Source organism: Alteromonas sp. BMJM2 (genome assembly GCF_027257845.1).
Lineage (GTDB): Bacteria > Pseudomonadota > Gammaproteobacteria > Enterobacterales > Alteromonadaceae > Alteromonas.
Genome location: NZ_JAPVOT010000006.1, coordinates 129,516 through 147,225, shown reverse-complemented (window position 1 = coordinate 147,225; position 17,710 = coordinate 129,516). Strand labels below are relative to the sequence as shown.

Annotated in this window: 14 protein-coding genes and 1 riboswitch; of the genes, 8 read left to right on the top strand and 6 right to left on the bottom strand. The window is 45.2% G+C overall.

Translation table 11 applies throughout. The annotated features are described in order from the left end of the window. Nucleotides 1–10 precede the first annotated feature (10 nt). Nucleotides 11–286, bottom strand: a riboswitch (cobalamin riboswitch). A gap of 166 nt (nt 287–452) precedes the next feature. Together O9X84_RS08780 and ccoG are read right to left on the bottom strand one after the other, a co-directional pair. After that, on the bottom strand, nt 453–1,439 hold the full coding sequence (locus O9X84_RS08780; RefSeq protein WP_269519328.1) for a serine/threonine protein kinase: 987 nt from the start codon (nt 1,437–1,439) through the stop codon (nt 453–455). Further along, entirely contained in the window at nt 1,436–2,866 is a 1,431-nt protein-coding gene (gene ccoG / locus O9X84_RS08775) for a cytochrome c oxidase accessory protein CcoG (protein WP_269519327.1), read from the bottom strand. Before ccoG ends, O9X84_RS08780 begins: the two co-directional genes overlap by 4 nt. Before the next feature lie 428 nt (nt 2,867–3,294). Here ccoG and O9X84_RS08770 point away from each other — a divergent pair, with 428 nt between their 5' ends. Continuing rightward, entirely contained in the window at nt 3,295–3,660 is a 366-nt protein-coding gene (locus tag O9X84_RS08770) for a hypothetical protein (RefSeq protein ID WP_269519326.1), read from the top strand. 52 nt (nt 3,661–3,712) lie between these two features. Then, a complete protein-coding gene (locus tag O9X84_RS08765) occupies nt 3,713–4,255 on the top strand; it encodes a DUF3016 domain-containing protein (protein ID WP_269519325.1) in 543 nt (180 codons plus the stop codon). A gap of 213 nt (nt 4,256–4,468) precedes the next feature. Here the strand turns inward: O9X84_RS08765 and O9X84_RS08760 are convergent, their stop codons facing one another. Continuing rightward, nucleotides 4,469–6,229: an acyl-CoA dehydrogenase family protein gene (locus O9X84_RS08760; protein ID WP_269519324.1), complete on the bottom strand. Its 1,761-nt coding sequence runs from the start codon at nt 6,227–6,229 to the stop codon at nt 4,469–4,471. A gap of 262 nt (nt 6,230–6,491) precedes the next feature. Here O9X84_RS08760 and O9X84_RS08755 point away from each other — a divergent pair, with 262 nt between their 5' ends. Further along, nucleotides 6,492–7,301, top strand: coding sequence for an SDR family NAD(P)-dependent oxidoreductase (locus O9X84_RS08755; RefSeq protein ID WP_269519323.1), 810 nt, complete (start codon nt 6,492–6,494; stop codon nt 7,299–7,301). An 18-nt stretch (nt 7,302–7,319) separates the two neighbouring features. Next, nucleotides 7,320–8,321: an amidohydrolase family protein gene (locus O9X84_RS08750; RefSeq protein WP_269519322.1), complete on the top strand. Its 1,002-nt coding sequence runs from the start codon at nt 7,320–7,322 to the stop codon at nt 8,319–8,321. Between the two features lie 99 nt (nt 8,322–8,420). Here the strand turns inward: O9X84_RS08750 and O9X84_RS08745 are convergent, their stop codons facing one another. The 3 genes from O9X84_RS08745 to O9X84_RS08735 form a co-directional block, all read right to left on the bottom strand. Next, nucleotides 8,421–9,605: a mandelate racemase/muconate lactonizing enzyme family protein gene (locus tag O9X84_RS08745; RefSeq protein WP_269519321.1), complete on the bottom strand. Its 1,185-nt coding sequence runs from the start codon at nt 9,603–9,605 to the stop codon at nt 8,421–8,423. A gap of 90 nt (nt 9,606–9,695) precedes the next feature. After that, nucleotides 9,696–10,463 (bottom strand): class II aldolase/adducin family protein, encoded by a 768-nt coding sequence (locus O9X84_RS08740; RefSeq protein ID WP_269519320.1) that lies wholly within the window; start codon nt 10,461–10,463, stop codon nt 9,696–9,698. A gap of 145 nt (nt 10,464–10,608) precedes the next feature. Further along, nucleotides 10,609–11,208, bottom strand: a complete 600-nt coding sequence (locus tag O9X84_RS08735) for an NUDIX hydrolase (protein WP_269519319.1) — start codon at nt 11,206–11,208, stop codon at nt 10,609–10,611. Between the two features lie 133 nt (nt 11,209–11,341). Here O9X84_RS08735 and O9X84_RS08730 point away from each other — a divergent pair, with 133 nt between their 5' ends. From O9X84_RS08730 to O9X84_RS08715, 4 genes are all read left to right on the top strand, one after another. Continuing rightward, on the top strand, nt 11,342–12,391 hold the full coding sequence (locus O9X84_RS08730) for an efflux RND transporter periplasmic adaptor subunit (protein ID WP_269519318.1): 1,050 nt from the start codon (nt 11,342–11,344) through the stop codon (nt 12,389–12,391). 14 nt (nt 12,392–12,405) lie between these two features. Further along, a complete protein-coding gene (locus tag O9X84_RS08725; protein ID WP_269519317.1) occupies nt 12,406–15,513 on the top strand; it encodes an efflux RND transporter permease subunit in 3,108 nt (1,035 codons plus the stop codon). Nucleotides 15,514–16,080: 567 nt separating this feature from the next. After that, nucleotides 16,081–16,485, top strand: a complete 405-nt coding sequence (locus O9X84_RS08720; protein WP_269519316.1) for a phosphate ABC transporter substrate-binding protein — start codon at nt 16,081–16,083, stop codon at nt 16,483–16,485. Between the two features lie 33 nt (nt 16,486–16,518). Then, nucleotides 16,519–17,700, top strand: coding sequence for a topoisomerase IV (locus tag O9X84_RS08715; RefSeq protein ID WP_269519315.1), 1,182 nt, complete (start codon nt 16,519–16,521; stop codon nt 17,698–17,700). The last annotated feature ends 10 nt before the right edge of the window (nt 17,701–17,710 follow it).

Sequence of the window (17,710 nt, the reverse complement as noted above, 5' to 3'; positions counted from 1 at the left end):
TTGATAGTGCAGGGGCCGTGAAGCACAGGCCGGTATCCGGGCTTTCTCGTCATCTGCTCATTGTTTATAAGCGTATAGCTATGAGACTGACACTCTTTTGCCTTCCCATCGATTAAGTCAACGATCACATTGGCTTAACGACAGTGGCGTGTAAAAAGAAGTACTGATGTAGCACTGATATAGCACTTATATCGTACTGAGATTACCGTTGCGGGGGCAGCATCAGCATTTAACTGATTTCCCGTTTAACACAATTATCGGCATTGCCTTTTAGTGCCTAGTCTCTTAATGCTTAGCCCTGTCTCGCCTTTTATTGGCTAAAGTGGGCTAGCATGAGCTAGCAAGGCCGATTTATGTGCACCTACGCGGGGGCGAGTATATAGGCTTTAACGGCGACTTACGACAGCAGCAGGTGTATTGATGCATGTAGCGAGTGGAATAATGTGACGAAACTACATGCCTAATTTTAGTGGAGGCTCTTGCAGTGCAGACATTTGTTCTTTGAGCGCTAAAATTTGTCCTTCCCAGTATTTATCTTCTGCAAACCAGGGAAATGCACGGGGGAACGCAGGGTCTGACCAACGACGGGAAAGCCACGCCATATAATGTACCATTCGCATGGCTCTCAATGGCTCTATTAACGCGAGCTCCGCTTTATTAAATGGTTGGAACTCCTCATAGGCCTCTACTAAAGTATCTAGCTGAAGCAGTTGCTGCTGCCTATCTCCGCTTAACATCATCCACAAATCTTGAATGGCAGGCCCCATTCTGCAATCGTCTAAATCAACAAAGGTAGGTCCATCGCGCCATAAGATATTGCCAGGGTGGCAGTCGCCGTGCAGACGAATAGGGGATGACACGTTTTTGTACGCTTTTTGTGTAGCTTCAATAACGGGGTTTAAAATAGCAAAAAATGCCGTTTTAAGGCCTTCAGGCAATAGCTCACTTTGCTCCAATACACGTTGAGGTTCTAATAAGTAGCTTTCAACATCAATTGCAGGGCGAGAAGAAAATGCAGACGCTTGAGCCGTAAGGTGAATGCGGCCAATAAACCGTCCCATCCACTCCAACTGGTCTAAATTGTCGTTCTCAAATTGACGACCGCCCACCGAGGGGAATAATGCAAAACGGTAGTCTGTACCTCCAACGCTATGGTGGTGCAGCGTCTTTGCATTCACGGCCATGGGCGCGACGATGGGAATTTCGTTGTCGGCTAATTCTTTAGCGAAATTGTGCTCTTCTTGAATTTGTTCATCAGACCAGCGGCCCGGTCGATAGAATTTAGCCACATAACGTTTGCCGTCTTCGGCAATAAATTGATAAACCCTGTTTTCATAGCTATTAAGGGCTAATAGACCGCTTTGAAGAAAAATGCCCTGGGTTTCCAGGGCATCTAGTATCGTATCTGGGCTCAAGCCCGAGAAAGAAAAATCTGTCATCGATAAAGAAACTTAGTTGGCTCATCAATGGTTACAATATCACCGTCTACGGTGGTGGTAACACTAATGAATATGTCAGTGACCGTATCTTCCAGATTATAGGCGTCGGTTGCAACCGATATCGGCGTTGAATACACCGCGCCACCTTCAACGACAAATTCCTGCTTACCAATATATTCATAATCAGGAAGGCCTTTTATTTCTACGGTGTAGGTTTGACGCGTCTGCGTTTTATTCAATACCTTGATGGTATACACATTTTCTATTAGCCCTTCGTTAGTTTCGCGATATAAAGAGTTTCTATCGCGAATAATATCCACTTCCGTAGGGCTGCGAGTGTAGATATTGGCGAACAACAGGCCAATCATGATCACAAGTACCACAAAGTAGCCAATGAGCTTAGGTCGTATAATATGGGTTTTACCGCCAGCCAACTCTTCTTCAGAAGTAAAGCTAATGAGTCCTTTGGGGTAATTCATTTTGTCCATAACTCCGTTACACGCATCAACGCAGGCACCACAGTTTATGCATTCGTACTGCAATCCATTTCGAATATCGATGCCGGTAGGACATACCTGCACACACAAGTTACAGTCGATACAATCGCCTAACCCTTTTTCTTTTACTTCTTCGTGGCTAAGCTTGCGCGGGCGTGGCCCTCGTTTTTCGCCGCGGTTGGCGTTGTAAGATACGGTAAAGGTATCTTTGTCGAACATTGCAGATTGAAAGCGAGCGTAGGGGCATATGTGAGTACACATAATTTCTCTCATGTAACCTGCGTTGCCGTAGGTACATACAGCAAAGAAAATAACAAAAAAGCCAGCCCAGAAGCTTACGTTGAAGGTGAAGAAATCAACAAATAGCGTGCCGATAGGCGTGAAATACCCAACAAAAGTAAGCGCCGTTAACAAAGCAACGCCTACCCATGCAGTGTGCTTCGCCGTTTTACGCATAAACTTATCGGCGTCCATTGGGCGCTCGTCTAGCTTAATTCGCTTATTGCGGGGCCCCTCACACTTCTCTTCAAACCACGTATAAATATATACCCAGGTAGTTTGCGGACACATAAAACCGCACCACACTCGACCTGCAAAAGTGGTCACAAAGAAGAGGGCAAATGCCGACACAATAAATATATAAGCTAATAGCGTAAGATCTTGAGGCCAAAGTGTTAGCGAGAATATGGTGAAGCGTTGCTGGCCAATATCGAGCAAGACCGCCTGCTGGCCATTGAACTGAAGCCATGGAATGATAGCGAACAAGCCAAGAAAAATAAGCCCAAAAAATCGACGGAACGATTCCAACGGCCCTTTTACGGCTCGTACATAAATGCGACTGCGGGAGTCGTGGCGCTTACCTTGACCGTCTCCCTTTGGCTTGTGCACTTTTACCGGAGTGACATTTTTGACCGGTATTTGTTCGTTCATAAATAAACCTTAGCTAACATCCTTTAGTGGCGTGTGGAGTATAACAGCAACAGGATTGTCATGATTAATGTAGATCAAGAATATTCATTATGATCGTACTTTTTAAACTTTCAGTCAATACTGAAAGTTCAGAAAGTAAAATTCTATCAAGATGTAAATTCAGTCAGCGTAAACTTAAACTATGAAAGGCGGGCACATTTGCATACCGGGGTATCGTTTATTGTGTATTAATAAGCCACTAGGATAGTGTATTATCCTCTATATGCTCTTTTACGAATAAAGCCAGAAGGCTTTAATTGAGTAATATGTTAAATACCATTGCTCGCAACGTTGCGAAAGACTAAACGATTTTATGATGGGTATGTTAACCATGTCAGTGATTATTACAGCTATTTAAAGCCGCCACTAGAAAGGTTATGTAAAACGTTATGCTCCGGTTTTTTATTATTACTGCTGAAATTATAGTGCTAGTGCTTATTCTGCGCTCTCCCTTTGTTCAATATTTGTTTGAAGATGTTCAAAACTCTGTATCTGATTGGTTCATTTCACTTTCTACTCTACCGGAACAGCGGGCTTTAGAAGGGTTGCGAAGTGAAATTAACACACAGTTAAAGCCACTAAAGCCATACCAACAAAACTATGTTGAAAAAATCACCGTATCTACAGATAGTGTTAAGCGCTTTTATGCGAATTACTGTCAAACAGACGATATAAACCCGAATTTCTCAGGAGCCAAGCGCGCTCAGCTTTGTCATACCATTGCGCAGTCTTCGTTAATGCGAAAGCCTGGTTAATAACTAAAAACGCTAAAACGTCTGCGAGAAAATTGAAATGAGGAGAGTCAACGTGAATAAGTTATCTATCACCGCAACTTCTATATGCTCCGTTTTGTTGAGTAGCGCTGTCGTGGTGCCATCTCATGCCGGCGAATTAAAAGTAACGTGGAAAGAGCCAACGTCTTTTACTGATGTTCGCCCCTCAAACGAATCTCGGGCGCGTTTTCGAGAGCGTACACTCAAAGCGTTAGAGGCCCATTTAGTTGAGTTAGCTGCCGCTTTACCCGAATCTCAAACACTATCAATGGTTGTCACCAATATTGATTTGGCCGGTCAAGTGTGGCCAAGTCAATTTATTGGTTTTGGAAATAACATGGGTTCCGACGTGCGTGTAATACAGCGAGTTGATATCCCAAGAATGACCTTTAGTTATTCATTGACCGACAGCAGTGGTGAAGTACTGAAAAGTGAAGAGGATTTTCAGCTAAAAGACATGGGTTTTATGGATACGAATATCCGAAACATGAGAAATGAAAATCTTTTTTATGAGAAGGCCATGTTAGATGAATGGTTTGACGATACGTTTTCTGACATGGATACCACTAAGAACTAAGGCTAATAAGGTTTACTAATCCATCGTGCTGCCGCTCAATGGCAGTCGCGTGAGACTGCGATTTTAACGTTCATGGTTTCAATATTTATAGTTTAAAAGCATGTGAAAACGGTATAAAAAAGGTCGACTAGAATTACATAGCATTAACTCTGTAATTCAAGCCGACCTTTTTGTTTTCTAATACACGTGCCTAAAGGACAAATGCAAATAATATTACAAGTAGTCGAACTCGCTGCCGCTAATCGCTAAAGTACTATCAGACCCTGCCTTATACGCTACTTTGTGTGCGTCGCGGCGAGGTAGAATGCGCTGCATGTAAAAGTCTCGGGTTTTCACTTTGGAGGCTGCTAATACCGCATTATCTGAGTGCTGCGCCTTATCAGCCATGCTGTACCACAATACGCCAATTAGCGAGTATGCGCTGTAATTTAGAAAGTCGCATGCCGCCGATGCAGCTGTGGTTGGGTCCATGCCCAAACAGTCTGCAGAAGAAGCGCGCCAGTCATCTAATAGACCTTGTGCTAATGCTTTGCTCTCACCATCTTCAATGTCGTTAACCAGTTCATTAAATGCAGCATAGGTCGACTCCATCATTTTTCCGCCATCTCGGGTGAGCTTACGGCCAATTAAGTCGAGGGCTTGAATGCCGTTGGTTCCCTCATACAGCATGGCAATACGCACATCGCGCACCAGTTGCTCCATTCCCCACTCGCGAATGAAGCCGTGGCCGCCATATACCTGCACACCAATGTTAGTAGTTTCAAGGCCCATGTCAGTCATAAAGGCTTTGCAGATAGGCGTTAAATACTGAAGCACATTCTCTGCGTTTTGTTTTTCTTCACCTTCTGTGTGCTTTTCGATATCCATAAATTTGGCATAGAAAAGCGATAAAGCGCGGCAACCTTCAATTAAGGACTTTTGTGTTAGCAGCATTCTCGCTACATCTGGCTGAAACACGATAGGGTCTGCTTTACCTTCAGGGTTTTGAATGCCCTGTGGTGCACGAGATTGAACACGGTCGCGTGCATAAGTAAGCGCACCTTGATAAGACGCTTCAGCAGTACCTAAGCCCTGCAAACCCACTTGGAAGCGAGCATCGTTCATCATGGTGAACATACACGCTAGCCCTTGGTTTTCTTCACCCACTAACCAGCCTGTCGCACCGTCGAAGTTCATAACACAGGTAGGGCTGGCTTTTATACCCATCTTGTGTTCAATACTGCCCACTGACAGGCTGTTTGCTTCGCCCGGCTCATTGCTCGCGTCAGGTAAAAATTTAGGTACCAAGAACAAGCTAATACCTTTAACACCTTTAGGCGCATCAGGTAGGCGGGCCAACACTAAGTGAATAACGTTAGAACTCCAATCTTGATCGCCTCCAGTGATAAATATCTTGTTACCCGTCACTTTATAGCTGCCGTCTTCTTGTGGCAGTGCTTTAGTGCTTAGCAAGCTCAAGTCTGTGCCAGCATGAGGCTCGGTAAGGTTCATTGTACCTGTCCATTCGCCGCTGATCAGCTTCGCAAGATACGTATCTTTAAGCGCTTTACTTGCATGTTTCGTTACCGCAAGTGTGGCACTTTCGGTGAGCATAGTCGTTAAGCGCCAGCTTAAATTTGCGGCATTCAACATCTCGTGAACCGGCACGGCCATGGTGTAGGGCAAATCTTGACCATCGTACTCAGCAGAGCCAAGCATGGCATTCCAGCCGTTGGCCACATATTCTTGATAGGCGTCGGCAAAACCTTTTGGTGTAGTAACCTGACCATTTTCAAGCTTACAGCCTTCTTCATCGCCCTCTCGGTTTAATGGGGCAACAACATCGAGTGCAAATTTAGCACCTTGCGAAATAATTTCATTCGCTAGGTCGCTATCAAAATCACTGATGCCAAGCTTTTCATAATGGGCATCAAGTCCAAGCCATTCTTTTAAAAGAAACTGAAAATCAGCAGTAGGGGCATGGTGTAAAGGCATGGATGACTCCTTTTTCAAACAAGTGTTTTAATTTCTCTATTATAGCCATAAAACAAGTGGTCAGAGTAGTCCGTTAACTCAAAGTTAATAATTAATTACCTGTATCCCGCTTCTTAAACAAGACTCGGGTTAACTATTACTTATGGCCTTTTGGCTTTTCCTTGCATTTATCCTGCTCGCTGGCATGCTTACGCCACAGAAGCTAGCGCAATCATAAAGAAAGCACAGAGAAAACAGAAATAGACTAGGGGTAACGTGAGCGATGACCAATACCACAACGAATACCGAAATTGATACTGACATTAGCATTAATACTGACGTTAAGTTTAATGATAGCCCAGTATGCGTGGTAACGGGTGGCAGTTTAGGAATTGGCCTTGCCGTGTGTAAAACATTTGCTGAAAACGGCTATCGCGTGGTGAATTTAGACATTAGGCACTTTGACGTCGCTCCCCTGCATTGTGAGTGGATAAAATGTGATGTAAGCAATGTGAGCGAGGTGGAAAAAGCACTGGTGTCTGTGGCACAAGACTATAAACGCATTGATGCACTGGTGTGTAATGCAGGCAAACACGTATCAGCTACTATCGAAGATACTGACGAAGCGTTACTCGACAGTATAATAAGCCTAAATATTAAAGGGGCTTACGCCGCAATAAAGCATGCATTACCCGTTATGAAAGCACAGCAATCAGGTGCGATAGTGGTGATGGGATCTGATCAATCCTTTGTTGGCAAAAAGAATTCCTTCGCGTACGGACTAACAAAATCTGCATTGGCCTCCATAGCAAAAAGTACCGCACTCGATTATGCCTCTTATAATATAAGAGCGAATGCAGTGTGTCCTGGCACTATTGAAACCCCGCTATTTCACAATGCCATTGATAACTATGTCGCTCGCTCCGGGGCAAATAAAAATGACGTTGTAGCAGAAGAAGCGGCAGCCCAACCCGTAGGCAGGCTAGGTCAACCTCAAGACGTCGCCGAACTCACCTATTTCCTGTGTAGCGATAAAGCGTCTTTTATCACTGGAAGTCTTCATGCTGTGGATGGTGGGTACACGGCGCAATAACGATGTGGACCAAAAAACATGAACTGGATTGACCCTCACATACATTTTTTCGCACTTGAACGTGGTCAATACGACTGGCTCAAGCCGAATAATGCGCCGTTTTGGCACGACAAGTCTGTCATCGCACGAAGTGTATACGAAAGGGATTTGTTTAAGGGAAACCACGCAACGCTAAGCGGGTTTGTTCACATTGAAGCAGGTTTTGATAACGAGCAACCGTGGCAAGAGGTAGCGTTTTTAGAGCAGCACTGCATAAAGCCGTTTCGCAGTGTTGCTAATATCGACTTGCAGTCGTCTACCTCCTTATCAGACATTGATAGATTAAAACGGTTTCGCTCTGTAGTTGGGCTTCGCCATATTCTCGATGATGATGCAGCCAATTTATTGCGAAGCCCTAAGGTGCTGCATAGCCTGAAACACATGGCTGCCAATAACCTATCTTTTGATGCGCAATTCGATATTACCGATGTGACAAGCGTCAGCGCGTTATTAAATGTGGTTGAGCGTATTCCAGAGCTGGCGGTAATAGTTAATCATGTCGCGGCAGCGCCTTTTTTAGCTGACGTTTTGCCTGCTGAAGCTTTACCCGCTGAGGGCTCCTTATTCACTGAGGGCTCCTTACCCGCTGAAGGCTCTGATTGCAAGCGCGCTAATTCAAGCAGGCACGCTTATTCCAGCCTTGCCTACACAAAGTGGCAGCGTAATTTACGTGCATTGGCGCAGTGCGGCAATGTGGCATTTAAATTTTCAGGTATGGAGATGCAGAACAGACAATGGACGTGGCCCTATGTTGAGCGATTGCTTAATACCGCTCTAAATATACTTCCTAAAGATAACATTATGCTGGCGAGCAATTTTCCTTTATGTACCTGGCGAATGCCTTACGCTCAACTACTAAAAGGGTATGACGACATGCTCAAGCGCATGCAGTCTCAAAGGACCTCTACGGCTTTTTGTCTCAGTAAGGATGATGCAGATAAGCTGCGTTATAAAAATGCATACAAGTGGTATCAGTTTTAGGGTGACACGCTGACGGGGAAAGACCCTTAACTAATAAAAAAGCACCGCGAAAAGTAGAATTTTTGACTTGTTTGCGGTGCCCCAGTTTTATATCACTCGCTATTTCAGTTCAGTTACCGTCATGTGCGGAGAGCGATAAACTACTTCGTCATTTAAATCGATGCCAATTCCTGGAGTATCAGGTGCTTCAATAAAGCCGTTCACTGGCTGAGGGTCTTGAATACACAACTCTCTATTCCACGCTTTAGTGGCATAGGTATGATGCTCGTGGATAAGGAAGTTCGGTATGGCTGTTTCAAGGTGTAGGCTTGCTGCCGTCGCCACAGGACCACCGCATACATGTGCCTGAATGCGCACATCGTAAATGTCAGCGTAATCACACACTTTTTTAGCTTCAGTAAAGCCACCGCAAAGGCCAACATCAGGCTGTAACACGTCAATGGATTGGTCTTCAAGGTAAGGCCGTACGTCCCAGCGATGGTACAAACGCTCGCCGCCAGCAATCGGCACCTTCACATTTTTCGCTACTTTGTCATGTAGCTTAGAGTTCAAGTAATTCACTGGTTCTTCGTAATATAAGCAGCCAATGTCTTCTACAATGCTGCCTAACTGAATAGCGGTAGAGGCACCTAGCAAGCTGTGGCATTCGAAAATGATATCACCGTCTTCACCCATAACGTCACGCATTGCTTGTAAACGTGCGCGAAACAATTTGAGTTCTGGCTTGGTAAACAATTTGGTTCTATCAAAGTGAGTATTGCCGTCTTTGTCGTAAACGATTGGGTCAACTTTAACCGCATCGTAGCCATCTTTAAGTGCTTTTTCAGTGGCACGAGCGTAGTCGGCTGGATCATTGAGTTTGGTAATTTCCGTATCCCAGTCAAACTGAAGCTGGCTGGCGTAACTGCGAAGTTTACCGTTAGTTTTTCCACCAAGAAGTTCATAAACCGGTAAGCCTAGAGCTTTACCTTTGATATCCCAAAGCGCAGTATCGATAGCGCTCATTGCTGAATAGAAAACCGGGCCTCCACCTAGTCCCCAGAAGCCTTCGCGCAGCATGCGAGACCATAAAAGTTCTGTGTTGAAGGGGTTAAAGCCAATAAGTAGAGCTTCGGCTATTTCCTTCACCATATTAGCGGCGGCGCTGTGGCCCCAATCGTAGGCAAGACCTGCTTCGCCCACGCCGGTGATACCTTCATCGGTATACACTCTGACAAACACAGGGTTCCACTGAGGGCGCTTCGGGCATTCGATGTCGAATATTTCTACTTTGGTCACTTTCATAATGTAGGTTCAGTTCCGTTATTTATTTCAATCTATACCGTTGCATTGTAAACATCAGCAGGTGGCTGTGATCACAAGTACGTAGTCATGTTATTCACAAAATCCTGGGTCTAATTTGTACGCCTTGCGCAACATAGCAGGCCATGCTTTTTGCCCGCCGGTTGCGCCGCTGTGTACAACCTTGGCCTGCTCATAGATACCGTCAATGATAGGTTGGGGGATCTCAATCACCTCTTCATTAGACTGCATTAATGCAAGTTGTATCTCACATGCTCGCTGAAGGTCGTAGAAGCGCATAAACGCATCACCCACAGTTGGTCCTAATGTAAGGCCGCCATGGTTGGGCAACAGCATGTGATTAGTATCGCCCAAATCGTCTTGGAGTCGTTTTCGCTCAGCGTCGTCAACGGCAAGCCCTTCATACTCGTGGTATGACAATGAAGGTAGTGAAAACATTGAGTACTGGCTCCATGGCTTCAAACCGCCTTTGACCGATGCCACTGAGATAGTGGCCAGCGTGTGAAGGTGAATGACGCATTCTGCATCATGACGTACTTCGTGAATTGCACTGTGAATGGTAAAGCCGGCTGGGTTTATGCCATAGGGCGTATCATCAAGAATATTACCGTCTAGGTCTACTTTTACTAAATTCGACGCGGTCACTTCATCAAATGTTAATCCGAAGGCATTAACAAGGTAATGCTCGGTTCCCGGTACCTTGGCTGATATATGCGTGTAAATTAAGTCGCCCCAGCGCATATCCGCCACTAGGCGGTAGCACGCTGCCAAGTCGACACGGGCTTGCCATTCTTGTTCTGATACGGTGCCCTTAAGGCTTTGAGTCGGCAATGAAAACACGCTTTGCTCCTTAATATTGTAAATCTGGACGGTTGGTTTCTTTTATTTATTCTTTTTTTAACGAGGGATGAGAAACTACCTGCCGCTCTAACCACTGCTTACAATGTACCAAAAGTCAGGTTTAAATCTCACTCTGCTGTGGCTATTAGTTAGTGTCAAACGCTATAAACCCATCGCGAAGTGAAGCAAGATCATCTGCATAGCGCAAGGATTTATGGCTAAGTGAAAACGGGTCCACCTTTTCAATTGCAACTACTTCAAGTGTTGCCCATGATGGCGGGCTAAAATGTTCAGGCATTAAATCGATACCCGCGTCAAGGTCGCAAGCAAACAAGGCAAGCCCGTTCGATGTTCTGCCTAGTTGCTTTCGAACAAGCACATTAAAGCCTGTCTCTTCCCATGTTTCTCGGTGTGCAGCACACGATAGCGATTCACCCTCATCCACGCCTCCACCGGGGAAATCGAGTTTTCCGCTTAATCGATGGCGAATAAGCACCACTTTATCTTGGGTTTTGATAAGGCACACAGCAGCTTGGGTGTCGTTACTATTAAAGCTTATATCGACAGTTTGTGATTCAAGTAACGCAGATTGTCGACATAGGAGCTTGCTAGGTACCTGTTGTGAACAACCTAAAAGCGTTAAAACTGCCAAAATAGGTGATAAGCGAAAAAAGAAAGTCATTGAAAAAGGTAGAATACTCTCAACAAAATAAATAATTAATAGCGCTGTACATGACAAACCCATTGAACGGAATGCCCGTAGTCGCCTTCGTTCTATGTGTATAGGGTTTTGAGTGTAGCGCTTGAATACAGCTATTACACTAAGCTGCCTTATAACAACTCTATCACGGGTTGTTATTTTACCTATAGGAAAGGTTATGTCTTCACGTTTTTCTTTATCACCACTGTTAATTGGCGTTGTATTATTGGCAGGCATTGTCGTGTATTTGAATTTACCAGAGGACAATGTCGAGCAGCAAGGTGGCCAGCGTGCTACTCCTGTCAACACTTCCTATGCAACTATCGAAGCGCTGCCTATCACGATAGAGTCGCTTGGCACCGCGGTTGCCAATGAATCGGTAAATATTACGGCGCAAGTAACAGAAACCATTGCGAGCATCAATTTTGAAGATGGCGATAAGGTAAAAGAAGGTGAGCTGTTAGTTCAGTTAAATAACTCTGAAGAGCGTGCTCGCGTTGAGGAATTAAAAGCAAATATTGACGAAGCTAAACGTCAGTTCACCCGTATTTCAGACTTGCGCCAAACAAACGCCACGTCAGAGCAATTGCTCGACGAGCAAAACGCTCGGGTAAAAGCACTAGAAGCGCAGTTAGATATTGCCAAGGCACAGCTTAGCGACCTAGAGGTCCGCGCGCCGTTTACCGGCTTGTTAGGCAATAGAATGATCAGTAAAGGCTCATTGGTCCAGCCAGGGAGCACCATTACCACGCTTGATGATATTAGCGTGGTAAAAGTCGATTTTAGTGTGGCAGAGACTCATCTTGCCAGTGTTGCTGCAGGGCAGCGACTCACCGCCGCTTCCATTGCCTACCCTGGGGTAGAGTTTGAGGGAGTGATCAGCAATGTGGATACTCGCCTTGACCCGGTCATTCGCGCTATCAATGTTCGCGCAACGATAAAAAACAAAGACAATCGCTTACGCCCGGGAATGTTGCTAACCGTGACGGTTGAAAAGCGTGTGCTCAATACACTTGTCCTTCCTGAAAAGGCCCTTGTGCCTGTAGAAGACAAACAGTTTGTTTATGTGGTGCGAGACAACGTGGCTTACCAAACAGAAGTACGCATTGGAGAAAGAAGACCCGGCGTTGTGCAAATTATAGAAGGTATTAGTGAGGGCGATGAAGTGATTACCGAAGGTACATTGCGGGTGCGTGATGAGTCCCCCGTTAATGTTCTGAATCGATAAGGGAGCGCAGCACTATGTTATTGTCTGACGTTTCTGTAAAACGCCCGGTATTTGCAACTGTTATCAACCTGTTACTGGTTATATTCGGTGTGGTTGCCATTTCAATGCTGTCGCTACGAGAATACCCTGATATAGACCCACCCATTGTATCGGTGAATACCACTTATGCTGGAGCCTCTGCCAACATTGTTGAAACGCGTATAACCCAGCTGTTAGAAGACAGAATTTCCGGTATAGAAGGTATCAAAAACGTTACCTCTACGTCGCGCAATGGCCGCTCAGATATTACTATCGAGTTTAAACTCACTCGAGATATTGATGCCGCCGCCAACGATGTACGAGAGCGAGTCAGTCGCGCATTAAATAATTTGCCAGATCAAGCCGATCCTCCTGAAGTATCAAAAGCAAACTCCGATGAAAGTGCCGTCGTGTGGTACAACTTGCGAAGCACTAACCTCAATACGATGGAACTCACCGACTACGCAGAGCGCTTCCTCGTCGACCGACTTTCCATTGTTGACGGTGTTGCACGGGTTCAGATAGGGGGCGGACGGCGTTACGCCATGAAGGTGTTCCTCGACAGAACGGCAATGTCTGCCCGAGGCATTACCGTAGCCGACGTAGAGCAAGTTATTCGAGCGGAGAATGTTGAGCTACCGGCAGGTGAAGTAGAATCTGTTGATAGAGACTTTGAAGTACGAGTAGCACGCACGTTTCTTACACCAGACGATTTTGCGGCACTAACCATTGCAGTAGGCGAAAACGGGTATTTAGTCCGATTAGGCGAAATTGCCAACGTAGAATTAACCGCAGAAGACGATGAAACTGAGTTTCGCGGCGACGGTGTTAACATGATTGGGCTTGGTATAATCAAGCAGTCGAAATCAAACACGCTGGAAGTAGCCAGAGCCGCAAAAGCACAAATAGCTAAGATAGAGGAGTCACTGCCAGATAATATTTTTATCGTGCCAAGCTACGATTCTTCTGTGTTTATCGAAGCTTCTATTGACGAGGTATACGAAACCCTTGGCATTGCTATGCTTATGGTTGTTATCGTGATTTATCTTTTCCTTGGCAATATTCGCGCAACGTTAATTCCTGCCGTTACCGTGCCGGTTTCGCTTATTGCCGCCTTTGTGGTGATGTACGCACTTGGATTTTCAATCAACCTACTTACCCTGCTAGCGATGGTGTTAGCAATCGGCCTAGTAGTCGATGATGCCATTGTTGTTCTAGAGAATGTTTATCGCAGAATTGAAATGGGCGAGCCGCCAATTTTAGCGTCTTATCGAGGTGCAAAAGAAGTGGGGTTTGCAGTAATTGCTACCACGCTTGTGCTTATTTCAGTATTTGTTCCGCTGGTATTCTTAGAAGGCAATATCGGCCGTTTATTTACTGAGTTTGCTTTGGCTATCGCTGCTGCTGTAGCGTTCTCCAGCTTTACTGCACTTACGCTAACGCCAATGATGGCATCCAAAATTTTGAAAAAGCGGGAGCGTGCTTCTGGTTTTGGAAGCTGGATGGACTCGCGTTTTTCAGCTCTTGAAAATCGTTACTTTTCGAGTTTGGGCAACACCCTGCATCAGCCCATTCTTATGCTGTTGCTGCTGGTGTTTGCCGTTATCGCTATTGTTCAATTTTCAGAAAAAGTGCCCAGCGAGTTTGTGCCCAAAGAAGATAGGGGGAATTTCTTTATTCTAATGAACGCACAGGAAGGCGCGAGCTTTGAGAGCAACGCAAACAACCTCAAGCAAATCGAAGATATTCTTATGCCCTACCGCGAGAGTGGAAAAATTAAGCGCCTATTGGTGAGAACGCCTGGATTTAGCGGTAACGCTGGTATTGCCATTGTGGGTTCTGCTGATTGGGATGTGAGAGATTTCAGTACCTTTGAACTTATGGACGAGCTCAGCGAGAAGCTCACCGCTGTACCTGATGTGCGGGCGTTTTCCATTATGCGAAGTGGCGTGTCTGGCGGAGGGTTTGGTCGTCCTGTGCAGTTTGTTTTAAAAGGCGACACATATGAAAACCTAGTTGCCTGGCGGGATACCGTGCTTGAAAAAGCCGCTGAAAACTCAGGGCTTATCCGATTAGATTCAGACTATAAAGAAACGTCACCTCAGCTTTTAGTGAATATCAATCGCGACAGGGCGGCCGATTTAGGGGTGTCCATCAGCGATATTGGTGGAACGCTAGAGGTAATGCTTGGACAGCGCAGAGTCTCAACGTTTCTCGATAGGGGAGAGGAGTACGATGTTATTTTAGAGGGGATTGAAGATGACTTTAGAAGCCCAAATAACATTGAAAATCTGTACGTTCGTTCCGCAAGAACGGGTGAACTTATCCCTATGGATAACCTGCTTACCTTTGAAGAACAAGCAACGTCTTCGCAATTAAACCGCTACAACAGAATGCGGGCGGTGACAATCTCAGCAAACTTAGCTGAAGGCTATACACTAGGGCAAGCGCTGACATATCTAGAAGACATTGTTCGTACTGAGTTACCCGATAACGTTTCGATAGATTACAAAGGTGAGTCACAGCTATACCAAGAGGCGGGCAGCTCTTTTATCTACGTGTTTATGCTTGCACTGGCTATTACCTACCTTATTTTGGCGGCGCAGTTTGAAAGCTGGGTCCATCCGCTCGTTATCATGCTAACGGTGCCGTTAGCACTCGTTGGTGCCTATATTGGACTATTTTTCTCAGGTATGACGATCAACATCTACAGCCAAATTGGTTTGGTCATGTTAATAGGCCTTGCGGCCAAAAACGGTATTCTAATCGTTGAGTTCGCCAATCAGCTTCGAGACAGTGGTATGGAGTTTGAAGAAGCATTAAAACGTGCGGCCACACAACGATTGCGTCCCATTGTTATGACCGGATTTACAACCGTATTCAGCGCGTTACCATTAGTTATAGCCACTGGACCAGGCGCCGAAAGCCGTATGGTAATCGGCATGGTAATTTTCTCCGGAGTATTGGTATCAGCCTTTATGACATTGTACGTTGTGCCCACGGCATACAGCTGGCTAGCAAGAAATACAGACTCACCCCTTCAACGAACCCAGGAAATTGAAAAGCTCGATAGCGATATTCCCCATACAAAAGGCGATGTTTAAACGGGCTAAAGTTGTGCCGTGTTGATCATTGCTGAATAGTTAGTCAAAAATCCGTTCAGCAAAGTTCAATACGCCCACTGCGAGCCAATTCATCTTTAACTTGTTCGCGCCAATTTGGGCAAATCAAGGCCTTTTAGTTCAATCAGATAAGTATATTATTTAATACATTGATATTGGTTTCGATGCGTTTGGGGTTGGTTTGTTTTTTTATAGGGTGTTGTTTTGTATGACTAATTTAAAGTTTTCTTCGTTTTGTATCCAATATGTTAATACTTATCTTACCACTGTCACCTCTTCTTAGTCCTTAGTCTAGTTGTCAAATATTTCCTTCCCTTTACACTGCGCGCCAACACAACTTGCTATGCCTAAGTTGCTAATTTTTAGTTATAAAAACTTCACGACTAAATTGGCGTTAATGGCATTTGTGACCAATACTTAAGCGGCTGTTGAGTCGCGACTGAATAATGTGGTTTTTCGCACCATGTTTGAAGCGAGTATCACGTTTTACGCAAGCTGATTTTTACAGATACGGTGAATGACACCGTGAATTAGTTAAGAGGATATCTTATGAAAAAATGGATCCTTGCAGCAGGACTTTGCTGCAACATGGCATTTGCTGATGTAGCGGTTGTTGTGCACCCAAGCAATAGTGATTCGCTAGATAAAGCAACAATTACTCGTTTGTTTTTGAATAAAGCTAAGGCGTTTCCTAACGGCACTCAGGCTGAACCAGTAGCGCTTGGCGACGGTCAGGCTGCCACTGACGAATTTAACGGTAAGGTTCTAAATAAAACAGCGTCTCAATTAACGGCTTTTTGGTCGAAGCTTGTATTTACGGGGAAAGGTCAGCCGCCAAAATCATTAGGCACTGACGCAGAAGTGATTGCTGAAGTAGCATCAAATCCTGGAGCTATCGGATTTGTAGACGCAGGCGCTGTGAATGACAGTGTTCGCGTAGTAGCAACGTTTTAATTTACCGTATTACTCTGAATCAAAGGAACAAGCATGAAAACAAAACTTGCTATCTTATCTATGGCTAGCCTTGTGGGCGCACCCGCTTTGGCAGAAGTTCAAATTAATGGCTTCGCTAACCTTATTGGCGGAATGACTCTCGACGACAACGAATCTGTTTACGGCTATGAAAGTGATTTGAATTTTGACCCTGCAAGCGTATTTGGTTTACAAGTTCGTGGTGAAATTAGCGACAAACTGTCTGCTACTGCGCAGGTTGTGGGACGTGGTAGAGATGATTACGACGCTGACTTTGAATGGGCATACATGACATATAATGTGTCTAATACTACAAGCGTGAGCGCTGGCCGCATTCGTATGCCGTTATTCAAATACTCTGCTTCGTTAGACGTTGGTTATTCTTATCACTGGTTAACGCCGCCAGACTCGGTATACGGTATCGACTTTAACAACATCGATGGCGTGAGAGTTGATTACACAAATTACTCTGGCGACTGGGAGTATGGCGCACAGTTTACGACAGGTCGTGCGAAAGCAGACACCACCATTTCTGGAACACCCGCAGCACTTACCCTAGACAACGTTCTAGCATTATCGTTCGAGGCGACTAGAGATTGGTTTAGTGCCCGCACGTTAATCGCTCGCGGTAGTACAAGTGCTGCCAATCCTGAGTTTGATGCGTTTGTAGACGGTGCAGGTCAGTTTGGTGCAGTTGTTCCTGGTGCATCAGATTTAGCATCTGGTTTGCGCGTAGAAAAAGACACTGGAACCTTCTTCGAAGTAGCCGTTGGTGTGGATAAGTACGATTGGTTTGTTGGTGCAGAATACACGCAAACTGAAGTTGACGGTTCTGTCATTGCTGACAACAAAGCATGGTATGTCACTGCGGGTTTACGTTTTGGTAAGTTTACTCCACACATCACGTATGAAGTTGAAGAGGCGGACAACGGTACGCAGCTTGGTTTAGTTGCAGGTCTTCCTCCAACAATTGCTACTGGTGATGCCATAACCGATGCAACATGGTCTGGTATATATCAGGCGGCTAGTGGCATTGCTGCACAGCAGGACTTAGACGTTTCAGCAGTAACTGCTGGTCTTCGTTATGATGTTGAGCCTGGCTTTGCGCTCAAAGCTGATGTAACGTGGTACAGCGATGATCTAAACGACTTAAACGACGCTACGCTGCTTAAAGTTGGCGTGAACTACACGTTTTAAACCGCTAATT